This is a genomic window from Pirellulimonas nuda, from assembly GCF_007750855.1.
GTDB lineage: Bacteria > Planctomycetota > Planctomycetia > Pirellulales > Lacipirellulaceae > Pirellulimonas > Pirellulimonas nuda.
The window spans coordinates 2649846-2662732 of record NZ_CP036291.1; the positions used below are offsets into that span (position 1 = coordinate 2649846).

General features: G+C 70.2%; 9 protein-coding genes. 6 read left to right on the forward strand and 3 right to left on the reverse strand.

Translation table 11 applies throughout. From position 1 onward, the window contains the following. Positions 1-12: 12 nt before the first annotated feature. Positions 13-849, reverse strand: coding sequence for an outer membrane beta-barrel protein (locus Pla175_RS10735; RefSeq protein WP_145284095.1), 837 nt, complete (start codon positions 847-849; stop codon positions 13-15). A 184-nt stretch (positions 850-1033) separates the two neighbouring features. After that, positions 1034-2107: a DUF1573 domain-containing protein gene (locus Pla175_RS10740; protein ID WP_145284098.1), complete on the reverse strand. Its 1074-nt coding sequence runs from the start codon at positions 2105-2107 to the stop codon at positions 1034-1036. Between the two features lie 377 nt (positions 2108-2484). Here Pla175_RS10740 and Pla175_RS10745 point away from each other — a divergent pair, with 377 nt between their 5' ends. From Pla175_RS10745 to purQ, 3 genes are read left to right on the forward strand one after another with little or no spacing between them, the layout of a single operon-like run. Next, the gene (locus Pla175_RS10745; protein ID WP_145284101.1) at positions 2485-3339 is read left to right on the forward strand and encodes a prephenate dehydrogenase; all 855 of its coding nucleotides are present in this window, start codon (positions 2485-2487) and stop codon (positions 3337-3339) included. Continuing rightward, the gene (gene purL, locus Pla175_RS10750; protein WP_145284103.1) at positions 3323-6250 is read left to right on the forward strand and encodes a phosphoribosylformylglycinamidine synthase subunit PurL; all 2928 of its coding nucleotides are present in this window, start codon (positions 3323-3325) and stop codon (positions 6248-6250) included. The genes Pla175_RS10745 and purL overlap by 17 nt, the downstream gene beginning before the upstream one ends. 52 nt (positions 6251-6302) lie before the next feature. Then, on the forward strand, positions 6303-7073 hold the full coding sequence (gene purQ, locus Pla175_RS10755; RefSeq protein WP_145284106.1) for a phosphoribosylformylglycinamidine synthase I: 771 nt from the start codon (positions 6303-6305) through the stop codon (positions 7071-7073). On the opposite strand, the gene Pla175_RS10760 is transcribed toward purQ, so the two are convergent. Then, positions 7061-9631, reverse strand: coding sequence for a hypothetical protein (locus Pla175_RS10760; RefSeq protein WP_145284109.1), 2571 nt, complete (start codon positions 9629-9631; stop codon positions 7061-7063). The genes purQ and Pla175_RS10760 overlap by 13 nt on opposite strands. Before the next feature lie 311 nt (positions 9632-9942). Between Pla175_RS10760 and Pla175_RS10765 the strand changes: the two genes are divergently transcribed. From Pla175_RS10765 to Pla175_RS10775, 3 genes are all read left to right on the forward strand, one after another. Beyond that, the gene (locus tag Pla175_RS10765) at positions 9943-10245 is read left to right on the forward strand and encodes a transcriptional regulator (protein WP_145284112.1); all 303 of its coding nucleotides are present in this window, start codon (positions 9943-9945) and stop codon (positions 10243-10245) included. 129 nt (positions 10246-10374) lie between these two features. Next, complete coding sequence (locus Pla175_RS10770; protein ID WP_145284115.1) at positions 10375-11838, forward strand: serine/threonine protein kinase; 1464 nt, start codon at positions 10375-10377, stop codon at positions 11836-11838. Positions 11839-11893: 55 nt separating this feature from the next. Continuing rightward, entirely contained in the window at positions 11894-12880 is a 987-nt protein-coding gene (locus Pla175_RS10775) for a DNA polymerase III subunit (protein WP_145284118.1), read from the forward strand. The last annotated feature ends 7 nt before the right edge of the window (positions 12881-12887 follow it).

A 12887-nucleotide genomic window follows, 5' to 3' on the forward strand; every position in this document is an offset into this window, starting at 1 on the left:
ACGGACTCGCCGCTACCAGATCGTACCGCCGCGTCGCCAGGCGGAGTACCCGGTCGGTTTGCCGCCGAACCGCCACTCGGCGCCGAAAGTGATCGTCAGGTTGTTGAGCGTGCCCGTCTCGTTCTGGCCGACGGCGATGTTGTCGATCAGCTCCGCCCGCAGGGCGAGCCAACGCTCGGTCTGGTACTTGATGCCGACCCCGATCGGCATGGTGAACAAGAACGGGTCGACCGGCAGCCCGGCGTCGTTGGTGTACTGCAGGTCGGTCAGCCCGAGCCCAATGCGGTAGTAGGGCCGCAGCCGCGAGTCGCCCCACGGGTAGTACAGCAGCGACCAGTCGGAGAGCAGCAGGTCGTTCGCGCCGGTGCGGTCGGGCTGGGTGGTGTTCAACAGGTCAGGGGTGGTCCAGCCGATGCGGAACTGGGTGCCCCAGTAGTAGTCGAAGTCCCAGCCGATCCCCAGCGCGCCAAAGTAGTCGTTTCCGGGCCGCACGTTGGGGCTGACCCGGCTGGTCATCAAGAAGACGCCGTAGTCGAGGCTCACGTCGTACGGCCGGTTGAGCCAGCTTGTGCCGCGGAGCGGTTGGCCGGGGCCCATGGCGCGGCCGTGCGAGGCCGAAGTGCGGAGCTCGAGCTGCGATAGCCCGGCCGGCGCCCAGGGGTGGCCTTCGGGGCAGTCGGAGTACTCGCCCGCGTACTGGGCGGGTTGGTGCTCAAGCTCGGAGTGCTCCGGCGCGGGGCGCTGGGGGACCTCAAGCGGGGGCCCCTGGCCGACCGCGAGGCCGCACACGCACACCGCCGCCCAGGCCAGCGGCCCGGTCGAAGCCGATATGATGTTCCGTCGGCCCATGCAGGGCAGCCTCCTCGCGGGTCGTGCTGTTCGCGCGAGGGGCTAATAGCTGCATTCTCGGGTCCAGGTCAATCCCGAACCCCGTGGGCGGACCCCAAAGGTCCATCTACCCCCGGCCCGCGACGCCCGCCGGGGCGTAGCCCGGCGGCTAGAGGGGGCGGGAGTTGTCGAGCCTACGCCGGGCTCAGTCTTGCGCCAGCTTCTTGGTGGCGGTGGAGGCCGTGCTAGCTTCGGGGGCCGTCGTGTCCGGGGCCTCGCTGGGCGCGGCCGGCCGGGGCTTCACGGTGGCGTAGGCGGTGACCACGGCCTTGAAGGTTTCGCCCTGGTCGGTGGTGACCACGATCGACCGCTTCACGGGGCCCGACTCTTCTTTTGCGTAGAACCGTACGTCGACGACGTGCTTGTCGCTGGCGTTCTCGTCGGTCGAGAACTGGAACCAGTCGTCATCGCAGGCGATCTGCGCGATCTTAAAGGGCTGCTTCCCCCGCACCAAGAACCGCTTGGAGCCCGTCTCCCCGACGGCCACCTCGCCGAACTGCAGGTTCTCCGGAGCGGCGGAGATGGCCGGCATGACCCGCCCCTCAACGTCCAGCGGGATCCGCGGGGCGTTGCGGTCGTTGGTGATCAGGGCCAGTTGATGCTTCAGGTAGCCGGGCGAGGCTGACTCTTTGAGACGGACCACCAGGTCGTAGTTCACGCTGCCGGCGTAGCGTTGCCGCTCGACCAGCTCGACCTCGATGTCGCCGCTTTCGCTCTTTACGTCCTCGATCCGCCAGTCGGAACGACCGGCAAAGTTGACCCGCGAGCGGACCTCCGGGGTGGCGCCCTGATCGACGGTGCCGAAGTTGATCGACCCCGGCTCGAACACCACGTCGCCGCGGATATTGCCGTGCACACGAAGCTGGATCTGGGCCGGGAACGGCTGGTCGATCCGCACGGTCAGCGTGGCGCTGTGCAGCCCGGTGAACGTGCGGGTGTTGAACTTGGCCACCACGTAGGCCTTTTCCCACGTCTTGATCGTGTTGTTCTCGATCGACGGCGACGTGCAGCCGCAGCTCGAAGAGACGCCCGCGATGTGGACGTCTTCCTTGTACTTGTTGGTGATCTCGAACTTATAGACCGTGTCCGACCCCCGCGCCACCGCGCCGAAGTCGTGGTCGGTCGAGTCGACCATGTCCAGGGCCCACTGCTGCGCGTTGGCAACCGTGGCGATCAGGCTCAGGCAAAAAGCGGCGGAAAAAGCAGTGATGTGTCGCATGGTGGAGATCCTACGTAAGTGCTGCCGCTTCCTGCCGGCGCTGGGTCCGTGGTCGCTGAGCGGAACCCGAGCGCCGAGGAGGCGGGCCCGCGGTTCCTTTTTGGGATTCTAGCCCCTAATCGACGCTATCTGCACGTTCGGCGCCCCAACCTGTGAAAATAGTTGAGATTCGCTGATTTTAGGGAAGATCGGCCGACTGGGTCGACCCCAACTGGACACATGGATTTTGTGGGTTGACACGGCCACGCCCAACTCGAGCGGCCTTGGCCCCCGATGCATGCGCGGCCGGGCGTGCTAGAATCATCGACCAATCGGCGACGCCACTTGCCAAATCTCGCTAGCATCTCGGACCCCTTTGGCCCTCGACCGGCCCACCGATGATTAGATTCGGCACGGTAGCAATTGTCGGGGTCGGTCTCCTTGGGGGCTCGATCGGCGCAGCGGTCCGGCAGCGGTCGTTGGCCGCGTCGGTCGTGGGGGTGTGCCGCAGCGAGGCGAGCCGGCAGCGGGCCGAGGCCTGCGGGCTGGTCGATCGTTGCACGACCAACCTGCCCGAGGCGCTGGCAGCGGCCGACCTGATCGTCATCTGCACCCCAGTCGGCAGCATCCTCGACGGCTACCGCCAAGCGGTGCAGCACGGCCGCCCAGACGCCGTGGCGACCGACGCCGGCAGCAGCAAGACGCGGATCGTCCGCGGCGCCGACTTGATTCAGGAAGCCTCGCTCGCGGCACCTAGGTTTGTCGGCAGCCACCCGCTGGCGGGCGACCACCGCAGCGGCCCCGAGGCGGCGCGGGCCGACCTGCTCGAGGGCCGCACCGTGGTGGTGACCCCCACCGAAGCGACCGACCCCGCGGCCCTGACGGCCGTTGTGGGTCTGTGGGAGGCGTTGGGCGCCAAGGTCGAGCGGCTCTCGCCCGAGGACCACGACGCGACGCTCGCCCAATCGAGCCACCTGCCCCACCTGCTGGCCAGCGTGCTGGCCGCCACGACGCCCGAGCAGTGCCTCGCCTGGACCGCCGGCGGCTGGCGGGACAGCACCCGGATCGCCGCGGGCGACCCAGAACTGTGGGCAGACATCCTGCTCAGCAACCCCCAGCCGGTGATCGACGCCGCCAACCGATTCGAAGAGAGCCTCTCGTTGGCCGTCGATGCGATCGACGCCGGCGACCGAGAGACGCTCGTCCGGATCCTTCAACAAGGGAGCGCCCGCCGCAATGCTGTGGGAAATTGACGTACATCCTTCGACAGACCAGCCCGACCGCGACGCCCAGCGGCTGATCGAGTCCGCCTCGGCGACCGGCTTTACCGTGCCGGCGGCAGCCACCGCGCGCGGCTACTTGCTGGAGTCGGCGGCGCTGTCTCGGGAAGACGTGCAGCGCATCGCCACGGCCCTGGTCGTGGACGGCGTCGTGGAGCGCGGCGTAGCGGCCGCGGTAGGCGACCCGGCCCTGGCCGCCGCGCCGCCGTCCCGCTTTGCCGACGATGGTTCGGTGCGGCTGATCACGGTGCTGCTCAAGCCGGGGGTGATGGACCCGGTCTCGCAGAGCGCCGAGCAGGCCATCGCCGAGCTGGGGTACCCCGGGGTAGCCGTCCACACGCTGCGCAAGGTGTGGGTCGACGGGCTCGACCGCGACCGGGCGGTCCGGCTCGCCCAGACGCAGCTCGCCAACGACGCCATCGAGCGGTTTCAGCTCGAGCCGCTCTCGGCCGACCACTTCACCGCCAGCAGCGGGTACGACTTCAAGCTGCTGCGCGTTGAGCTGGCGGGGCTGGACGACGCGGGGCTGATGCGGCTCAGCCGCGAGGGGCAGCTCTACCTGCAGCTCGCGGAGATGCAGACCATCCAGGCCTATTTCAACGAACTCGGCAGGTCGCCCACGGACGTAGAGCTGGAGACGATCGCCCAGACCTGGAGCGAGCACTGCAGCCACAAGACCCTGGCGGGCCGGATCGCCTACCGCGACGGCCAGCGCGAGGTGCGGTTCGAGAACATGCTGAAGGAGACGATCTTCGCCGCCACCAACGAGCTGCGCCGCCAGTGGGGCGACTCGGACTGGTGCGTCAGCGTCTTCAAGGACAACGCCGGCATCGTGCGCTTTGACGAACACGACAACCTGTGCTTCAAGGTCGAGACCCACAACCACCCCTCCGCGCTCGAGCCGTACGGCGGCGCCAACACCGGCATGGGGGGCGTGCTGCGTGACACCATGGGCACCGGCCTGGGCGCCAAACCGATCTGCAGCACCGACGTCTTCTGCTTCGCCCCCCCCGAGACCCCAGCAGACAGCCTGCCGGCCGGCGTGCTGCACCCCCGCCGCGTGATGCACGGCGTCGTCGAGGGGGTGCGCGACTACGGCAACCGGATGGGGATCCCCACGGTAAACGGCGCGGTCTGCTTCGACCCACGCTACCTGGGCAACCCGCTGGTCTTCTGCGGCAACGTGGGGCTGATCCCGCACGCGATGTCGTTCAAGCAGCCCCAGCCGGGCGACCTGATCGTGGCGATGGGGGGCCGCACCGGACGCGACGGCATCCACGGCGCCACGTTCTCCAGCGCGGAGCTGACCAGCGAGAGCGAGTCGCTCAGCGGCGGCGCCGTGCAGATCGGCAACGCGATCGAGCAGAAGAAGGTGCTGGACGCCCTGCTGACGGCCCGCGACCGCGGGCTGTTCACCGCCGTGACCGACTGCGGCGCCGGCGGGTTCTCCAGCGCCGTGGGAGAGATGGGCGAAGAGATCGGCGCCGAGGTGTGGCTCGACAAGGCGCCGCTGAAGTACCAGGGGCTCAGCTACACCGAGATCTGGATCTCCGAGGCGCAGGAGCGGATGGTGCTGTCGGTCCCCGAGCAGCACTGGGCCGAGCTGCAGCAGGTGTGCGCCGACGAGTGTGTCGAGGCGACCATCCTCGGCCGCTTCGAGCCCACCGGAAGGCTCCGCCTGCTGTACCACGGCAATCAGGTGGCCGACCTGCCGATGGACCTGCTGCACAACGGCCGGCCCCCGGTGGTCCGTGAGGCGGTCTACACACCGCCAACGCCCGCCCCGCTGGTGGCGCCCGCGCGTGACGACTACACGGCCGACCTGCTGGCGATCCTCGGCTCGCTGAACGTCGCCAGCAAGGAGTGGATCATCCGGCAGTACGACCACGAGGTTCAGGGGGGGAGCGTCGTGAAGCCGTTGGTGGGCGTCGGCCAGCGCGGCCCGGGCGACGCCGCGGTGGTCCGCCCGAAGCTCGATTCCCGCCGCGGCCTGGTCGTGGGGTGCGGCATCAACCCGCGGTACGGCGACCTCGATCCGGGCGCGATGGCCGCCAGCGCCATCGACGAGGCGGTGCGCAACTGTGTGGCGGTGGGCGCCGATCCGGCGCGGATCGCCGTGCTCGACAACTTTTGCTGGGGCGACTGCGAGAAGCCCGAGACGCTGGGCGCCCTGGTGCGGGCGGCGATCGCCTGCCACGACACGGCGCTGGGGCTCCAGACCCCGTTCATCAGCGGCAAGGACAGCCTAAACAACGAGTTCAGCCACCTGGACGCCGACGGCCAGCGGCAGACGATCGCTATCCCCCCTACCCTGCTCGTCAGCGCGATGGGGCAGGTGGACGACGTTGCTAGTTGTGTGACGATGGACCTCAAGCAGGCCGGCTCGGCGCTCTACCTCGTCGGCCATACGCTCGACGAGCTCGGGGGCTCGCACTTCGCCCTGGTCGGCGGCCTGACCGGCGGCGTGGCCCCGGGCCTCAACGCAGAACGGGCGCGCGGGCTCTACACGGCGCTGCACGGCGCCATCGGCCAGGGGCTCGTCCGCGCTTGCCACGACCTCAGCGAGGGGGGCCTGGCCGTGGCCGCGGCAGAGATGGCGTTCGCCGGCGGGCTGGGGGCGACTCTCGATATCGACGCGATGGGTGAGTCTGCTTCGCTGGCAGCGCCCGTGCGGATGTTCAGCGAGTCGAACGCCCGGCTGCTGTGCGAGGTGAACACGGCGGACACCGACCGGTTTGAGGCGGCGCTCGCCGGCTTTGCGTGCACACGCATCGGCGAGGTGACCCAGCCCGATGAGCTGGTCATCCGGTCCGGAGACCAGGTGCTGGTCCGCAGCGGCATCGAGCGGCTGCGCGAAGCCTGGGCGGCGCCGCTCCGCTGGTAGGCCGGCGGCAAGTTGTACTTACTACGTCTGATTTCTCGAACACGAACGTCTGATGCCCACTCCCCGCGCCTTAGTGCTCCGAGCGCCCGGCACGAACTGCGACGCCGAAACCGCGCACGCCTTCCGGCTGGCGGGCGCCGAGGCCCAGTCGATCCACATCCAACGCCTGCTGGCGGAACCCGCGTTGCTGGACGCCTGCCAGGTGCTGTGCATCGCCGGCGGCTTCAGCTACGGCGACGACTTGGCCGCCGGCCGGGTGCTGGGCGGGCAGGTGCGGCTGCGGTTGGCGGACGCCCTGCGGCGGTTCCGCGACGCGGGGAAGCTGATCCTCGGCATCTGCAACGGCTTCCAAGTGCTGGCCAGCACCGACCTGCTGGACCTCGAAGACGCCCACGGCCCGCTGGCCACGCTCACCCGCAACGACTCGGGCCGCTACGAGGCCCGCTGGGTGCACCTGCGAACCGCTCCCAGCAACTGCGTCTTCCTGGCGGGGATCGATCGGATCGAGCTCCCGGTGGCCCACGCCGAAGGGAAGTTTGTCGCCCGCGACGCACAGACGCTCGCCTCGCTCGAGCAAGGCGGGAGGCTTCCGCTCCGCTACGCGGCGGCCGACGGCGGCGAGCCTTGCTACCCGGCCAACCCCAACGGATCGCCGGCGCACGTCGCCGGGGCGTGCGACGCCAGCGGGAGGGTGTTCGGCCTGATGCCCCACCCCGAGCGGTTTGTCGACCCGACCCAGCACCCCGAATGGACCCGCACCCGCAGCGACGCGGCGGGCGCCGGGCTGGCGCTGTTCCAGAACGCGGTGCGTTACTTCGGGTAGATGCCCGCGGCGGGGCGACGCGCCTGACCCGCGGCGTCGGGCCGCCGGTCGTCCGAGGCGGTTTCTACGGGCCGCGCCATGACCCGGCGGACCATCACCGCGTCGATCCCTGCTGCCCCGGCGCCGTCGAGCTCGAACCGCAGCACCATCGGCTCTGCCGTAGCGATCCTCAGCAAACGGAACGGGCGCCAAGCGATGGTGTCGCGGACCGTGATGCCGAGCTCGTCCCCGCCGAGCGAGTCGCTGATGCGGAGCACGCCCCCTTCGGCGTCGAAGCGGACCATCCCCAACACCTCCAGCGTCTCTCCGGGGTTGGCGTGGACCTCGGGGGAGCCGATCCACGCGGCGCCCTCGCCGTCCGACGCGTCCGCAGATAGTCGCAGGTAGCCCGACCCCTGCGGCGCCGACGCGGCCGCGATCGCTGCCTCGGCGCCGTCCGGACGCGCCGTTTCGTGCCGCCAGCCGCTGGCGCGGCACGCCTCGAGGCTCTCGAAGTCGCCCCCGGCCAGCAGGTTGGGCCCGCGGGGCAGCGCCCCTAGCGGCCCCAGCAGACGCACGTTGTCTGCCAGCGTCTCTGCGCTGCCGGCCAGCGGCGAGCTGATCAGCAGACCCGTGGGCCCCTGGCTCTGACCCAGGACGACGGCCGCGCCGGCCCTGGCCCGCGAAGCGGCGGTGAACGCGGCGGGCCAGTTGCGCACGGCGAGGGCGGCCTTGGCGGCGCCGATCTCTTGGCGGATGGGGGTCAGCACGTCCGCGGCGCCCGTCGGCGAGGGGAGTTCCTTCTGCAGCGCCTCGACCCGGAGCAGGTCGGAGGTCGCCAGCCGGGTGGTGATCTGTGCGTTGTCGCCGGCCCGCTGGCGCACGGCGGCCGCAAGCTGGTCGAGGACGCGTGGGTCTTCGCACGCAACCAACGCGTCGATCGGCCGGTCGGAGTCGATCTGCACCCCCCCCGGGACGCGTCTGGCGTACAGCGATTGGAGCGAGGCGGCGTCGAGGCGGCTGAACCGCATGGTCTCGTCGAGCCCCGCGGAGGTCGGGACGAGCGGGGCGATCGGCGGGCCGATGCCGAACATCGCTTGGCTGATCAGCAGCGAGCAATGGTCGCGCCGCCAGGCGAGCACGCCCGGCCCTACCAGCGTCGGCCTGCCGGCGACCAGCCAGGGCGCCGCCAGAGCGAGGCGACGGTTGCAGAGCGTGAGCTCGTCGGCTGCGCGGGCGGCCGCGGGGGCCTGGGTCAGCTCAAACTCGCTCTGGAACCAGACGCCGGCGGACCCGCCGGCCAGGGCGCGCCACAGGTCGTCGGCGACGTCTCGTTCGGGCTTCCACGGCGAGAGCACGCGACGCGTGGCCAGCGCCGCGCGTTGCTGCAAGAGAAGTCCGCTGTGCGTGACCGGGACCAGGGCGACCCGCGTCGCCGCCACGCCGGGGGCGGTGCGGCCGGCGGGCCGCGCGGCCAGCTCGGGCCCGCTGGGCGGGGGCGCCGGGTCGTTCGAGGCCGTGATCAACGGGCGGCGCAGCAGGGTGTCGTGCGCGCGTAGCTCGCCGCAGCGGGCGATCTGCTGGTCGCGCGTCGACGCGCCGGGCATCGGGTCGATCCACCACGCCAGCACCCGGCTGTGCGCCGCGGCGAACTCCGGCTCGTTGAGCCGCGGCAGGTCGCTCGGCGGGGGGCAGACGATCCACAGCCCCAGCTCGCGGGCCTGTTCCAGGTCGAGCTGTTCGGGGAGTTGTTCCATCGCCACCACGTTGAAGCCGACCTCCGCCAGCCGCTTGAGCGACTCTCCTTGGTGTGTCCAGATCAGCGGGTAGATCGATCGGCCCTCGGCGGTGATCTCGCCTCCGGCCCGCACCGCCACGCTCGCCAGCGCGGGCGTTTCGGAAGGGCCGGGCGCCGCGTCAGGCGTGGCAGACGCCGCATCGGCGGTCGCGGCCTGAACGGCGCCCTCGAGGTTGATTTCTTCAACCAGCAGCCACGCCCCGGTCGGTGCGCCGGGGCTGCTGAGCACGACGCCGGTGGCGTAGGCGCCGCGGGTGTCGACCGCTGCGCCGAGCCGGCCGACGCGGAGCACGCGGGCGTGGGCCTCTAGCAGTTGCGGGACGTGGTCGACGACGATCCAGCCCCACGCCCCCGCGGCCTCGAGCCGGGGCTCGGCCATCACAACGGTCACGGCGGGCGCCTTGGTGTCGGGATCGATGACGCGCGGGAGCACGATCCTCAGCCCGACGCGGACGCCGGGGCGCGAAGCGGCCAAATGAACCCGCAATGAAAGTTCGTCCAGAACCGCTAGCGGATCGGTTGCGTAAGAAAAGGAACCCGCATAACCGGGATCGCAGCGAAAATCGATACGCTCGGCGCCGCTCCCGGTAGTGCGGCTCCGGTCGCCCAGTTGCAGGCGGATGCGGGACTGGCGGAGCACCTGGACGGGGGGCTCCTGCGCAACCACTTGGAGCGAAGGGGTCGGCCCATCGAACGTGTCGCGGATGGTCGCGGCGTCGCTGGTGCGGACCGGCACGAGCGCGGCGGCCAGCAGGAGCAGGAAAAAGGGTAGGCGCGGCACGCTGAGTGTCCCGTGCGGGTACGGGTTTCCGGCTGGTCGAAGGGCCGACAACCGGCCCGGAGGGCGGCCGCCGGCGGCGGGGGGGCAGTCGCCGGCCGGCCCGACGGCGTTGATAGCGGCGATTGGGCAACATCGCCAGATCGAAATGTGGCCCCAAAGCATCACTTTCCCCATGGCCGGCCCGTGGCGCCGGCCGCTTGCAACGACGCAAGTGCTTTTCATAGAATGCGTTGGGGAAAACCAAGCCGCCCAGCGGCCGGCGCCGGCGCCGAAGCTGCTTTGTGGTTTGGCATCACCCCAGGAGACTCTTCATGACGCCCGAAACCCAACCTTCGTTCCCCTCGGCCGGCCCCACCGCTGGCGCCGAACTCCCGTCCGACCTGCGTCGGCTTGCGGCGGCCATCCGGGAACTCCCCAGTGAGCACCGCCACGAGCTGGCGCCGCTGCTGGACCGAGTGGTGGAAGGGGCGACCCGCCGGCGCCGGATCCTTACGCTGGTGCAGGATGCCCTGAGCCAGTTGCGGCTCGACATGAAGTACCTGATGTTCGATCTTGAGGCGACCCGCCGCGAGCGCGACGCTTTCCGGTCGAAGCTAGCCGAGTGGGAGGACTAAGCCGCTCCGAGTTTTGTCCCGCCCCGTTTCGATTTTGTCCCGAGTCGCGTCGGCCAAGCGCCGTGCTGTCCCAGTCACCGGTCGGCCACGCCGGATCCCTGCTTAAAGCGGTTTGCCCGCCGCCTGTCGATGTCCGAAGTTGTCAGCGCCGAACAACTCGCCCAGCGGGCCCTCGACGTAGGGATCGTAGACGACCGCCAGTTGCAGTCGGTCTGGAGCGAGTTCGGCACCACCAACGTGGGGGTTTCGGAGTTCACCCAGGCGCTGATGCGGAAGAACCTGCTCACCAGCTACCAGCTAGAGCGGCTCACCAAGAACCTCCGCACCGGCTTCTACTACGGCGACTACCGCGTTCTGTACTGCGTCGGTTCCGGCACGTTCGCCCGGGTGTTCCGCGCCGTCCACCGCGACACGGGCGAGGTGTTCGCCGTGAAGGTGCTCCGCGCACGCCACTCAACGCCGCGTGACGCCGAGTTGTTCCGCCGCGAGGGCCAGCTCGGCGCCTCGCTCAAGCACCCCAACATCGTGCCGATCCACGAGGTGGTGTCGCAGGGGGGGAACCACTTCATGGTGATGGACTTCGTCGAGGGGCGCAACCTCCGCGAGTTCCTCCGCGTCCGCAAGAAGTTCGAGCCTATCGAGGCCGCCGAGATCGTCGTCGGCATGACCTCCGGCCTGCACTACGCGTTCCAGCAGGGGGTGACCCACCGCGACCTGAAGCTCTCGAACGTGATCGTCTCGTCCGCCGGAGTCGCGATGCTGCTGGACTTCGGCCTGGCCGGGCTGGAGGCCGACGCCGAGGACGAGGGCGCCAACCCCCGCACTATCGACTACGCCGGCCTGGAACGCGCCACGGGCGTCCGCAAGGACGACACCCGCAGCGACATCTTCTTCGTGGGCTGCATGTTCTATCAACTGCTTTCGGGCCGCCCTCCCCTGTCCGAGACCCGCGAACGCGCCCAGCGCCTCTCCAAGACCCGCTACCAGAGCATCCCCCCGCTGGGGAGCGTCGTGGCCGGCGTGCCGACGTCCATCGCCATGGTGGTCGGCAAGGCGACCGAGTTCGAGCCTGGCCGCCGGTACCAGACGCCGGGCGAGATGCTCACCGACCTGAAGCTGGCCATCCACCGCATCAAGTCCGGGACCGAGGCCGAGACGGGCCCGCAGAACGCCGAGCTGCTCAGCCGCGAAGGCCTGGACGCCGGGGGTCAGCCCCGCCGCATCATGGTGGTGGAGAGCGACGTCAAACGCCAAGACGTGATGCGGGAGCTGTTCAAGCGCAACGGCTACCGCGTGCTGGTGACCGCCGACCCCCAGCGGGCGGTCGACCGCTTTGCGCAAGACCCCAACGCGGCCGACATCGTGCTGTTCTGCAGCGCCGCCGGCGGCAGGGCGACGCTGCAGGCGTTCAATCAGTTCGGCGAAGCGAGCACCACCCGCGACACCCCCGCGGTGCTATTGCTGGACGAGCTGCACGGACCGTGGGCGAAGGAGGCCGCCACCGCCTCGCACCGGCGCCTCGCCCAGATGCCGATTAAACTCAGGCAGCTCCGCGAGACGGTGCTGATGGCCCTCACCCCCTCGGCCGGCTAAGGCCCCCTCCGGGCCGGGCCGCCACCAATCGCTCGCGGCGACCAACGCGTGGATCATGGACGAGAACCCCTCACGGCTCGACCCGATCGTCGAACGTTTTCGTCGTACGCTCGAACGCGGCCGGCTGGCCACCACCTACTTGTTCATCGGCCCCGTCGGCGCGGGCAAACTCTGGTTCGCCAACCTGCTCGCCGGCCGGCTGCTGTGCCAACAGGCCGACCACCAGGCCGTGGCCGCCTGCGGCGTCTGCCAGTCGTGCCTGCTGCTGGCGGCCGGCAGCCACCCCGACCTGCTCCACGTCGCCAAGCCGGCCGACAAGTCATCGCTGCCCATCGCGCTGCTGATCGGCGAGAAGGAACGGCGCGGCCGCGAAGGGCTGTGCCACGACCTCGGCCTGCGGCCCGCGATCAGCACGCGACGCGTCGCGGTGATCGAGGATGCAGACGCGATGAAGGAAGAATCCGCGAACTGCCTGCTCAAGACGCTCGAAGAGCCCCCGCCCCGGTCGGTGCTGCTGCTAATCGCCGAGAACGAGGCCCGCGTGCTGCCGACCATCCGCTCCCGCTCGCAGGTGGTGCGGTTCCCGGACCCGGCGTCTGCCGATGAGCCGGCGGCGGCGAACGAGTCTCCCCAGGTCGAGGAAGTGCTCAACGCGGTGCGCAGCGGCCTGGGCCGCGAGCCGCTAGACCCGGTGCTGCTGGGGCGCGCGCTCGAGCCGCTGATGCGGGCCGGCGGCTCGAAAGCCGACGACACCTCGTCCGATGCCGACGCGCCGACCACGCAGTCCGCCGCCCAGGCCAGCGCCAAGAAGAAGCGGGCCAGCGGCCGCGACCTGCTCCGCGTCGCCGTGGACGAGGTGATCCGCCTGCAGCACGCAGAGCTGATGCGTCTGGCCGCCCGCAACGAGCACCGCACCCCCGCGGGCGACGCCATCTACCGGCGGCTCGAGCGGTCGATGGTGGCGGCCGAGGAGGTTGAGCGGAACGCCAACCCCGGTACGCTGCTGCAGGCCTACCTGCAAGACCTAGCGGAGCTGGCCTAAGGGGCCG

What these genes read in the sequence shown, in the direction of transcription:
- Pla175_RS10735 (WP_145284095.1), bottom strand. Translation starts at nt 849, where the DNA reads ATGGGCCGACGGAACATCATATCGGCTTCGACCGGGCCGCTGGCCTGG.
- Pla175_RS10740 (WP_145284098.1), bottom strand. Translation starts at nt 2,107, where the DNA reads ATGCGACACATCACTGCTTTTTCCGCCGCTTTTTGCCTGAGCCTGATC.
- Pla175_RS10745 (WP_145284101.1), top strand. Translation starts at nt 2,485, where the DNA reads ATGATTAGATTCGGCACGGTAGCAATTGTCGGGGTCGGTCTCCTTGGG.
- purL (WP_145284103.1), top strand. Translation starts at nt 3,323, where the DNA reads ATGCTGTGGGAAATTGACGTACATCCTTCGACAGACCAGCCCGACCGC.
- purQ (WP_145284106.1), top strand. Translation starts at nt 6,303, where the DNA reads ATGCCCACTCCCCGCGCCTTAGTGCTCCGAGCGCCCGGCACGAACTGC.
- Pla175_RS10765 (WP_145284112.1), top strand. Translation starts at nt 9,943, where the DNA reads ATGACGCCCGAAACCCAACCTTCGTTCCCCTCGGCCGGCCCCACCGCT.
- Pla175_RS10770 (WP_145284115.1), top strand. Translation starts at nt 10,375, where the DNA reads ATGTCCGAAGTTGTCAGCGCCGAACAACTCGCCCAGCGGGCCCTCGAC.
- Pla175_RS10775 (WP_145284118.1), top strand. Translation starts at nt 11,894, where the DNA reads ATGGACGAGAACCCCTCACGGCTCGACCCGATCGTCGAACGTTTTCGT.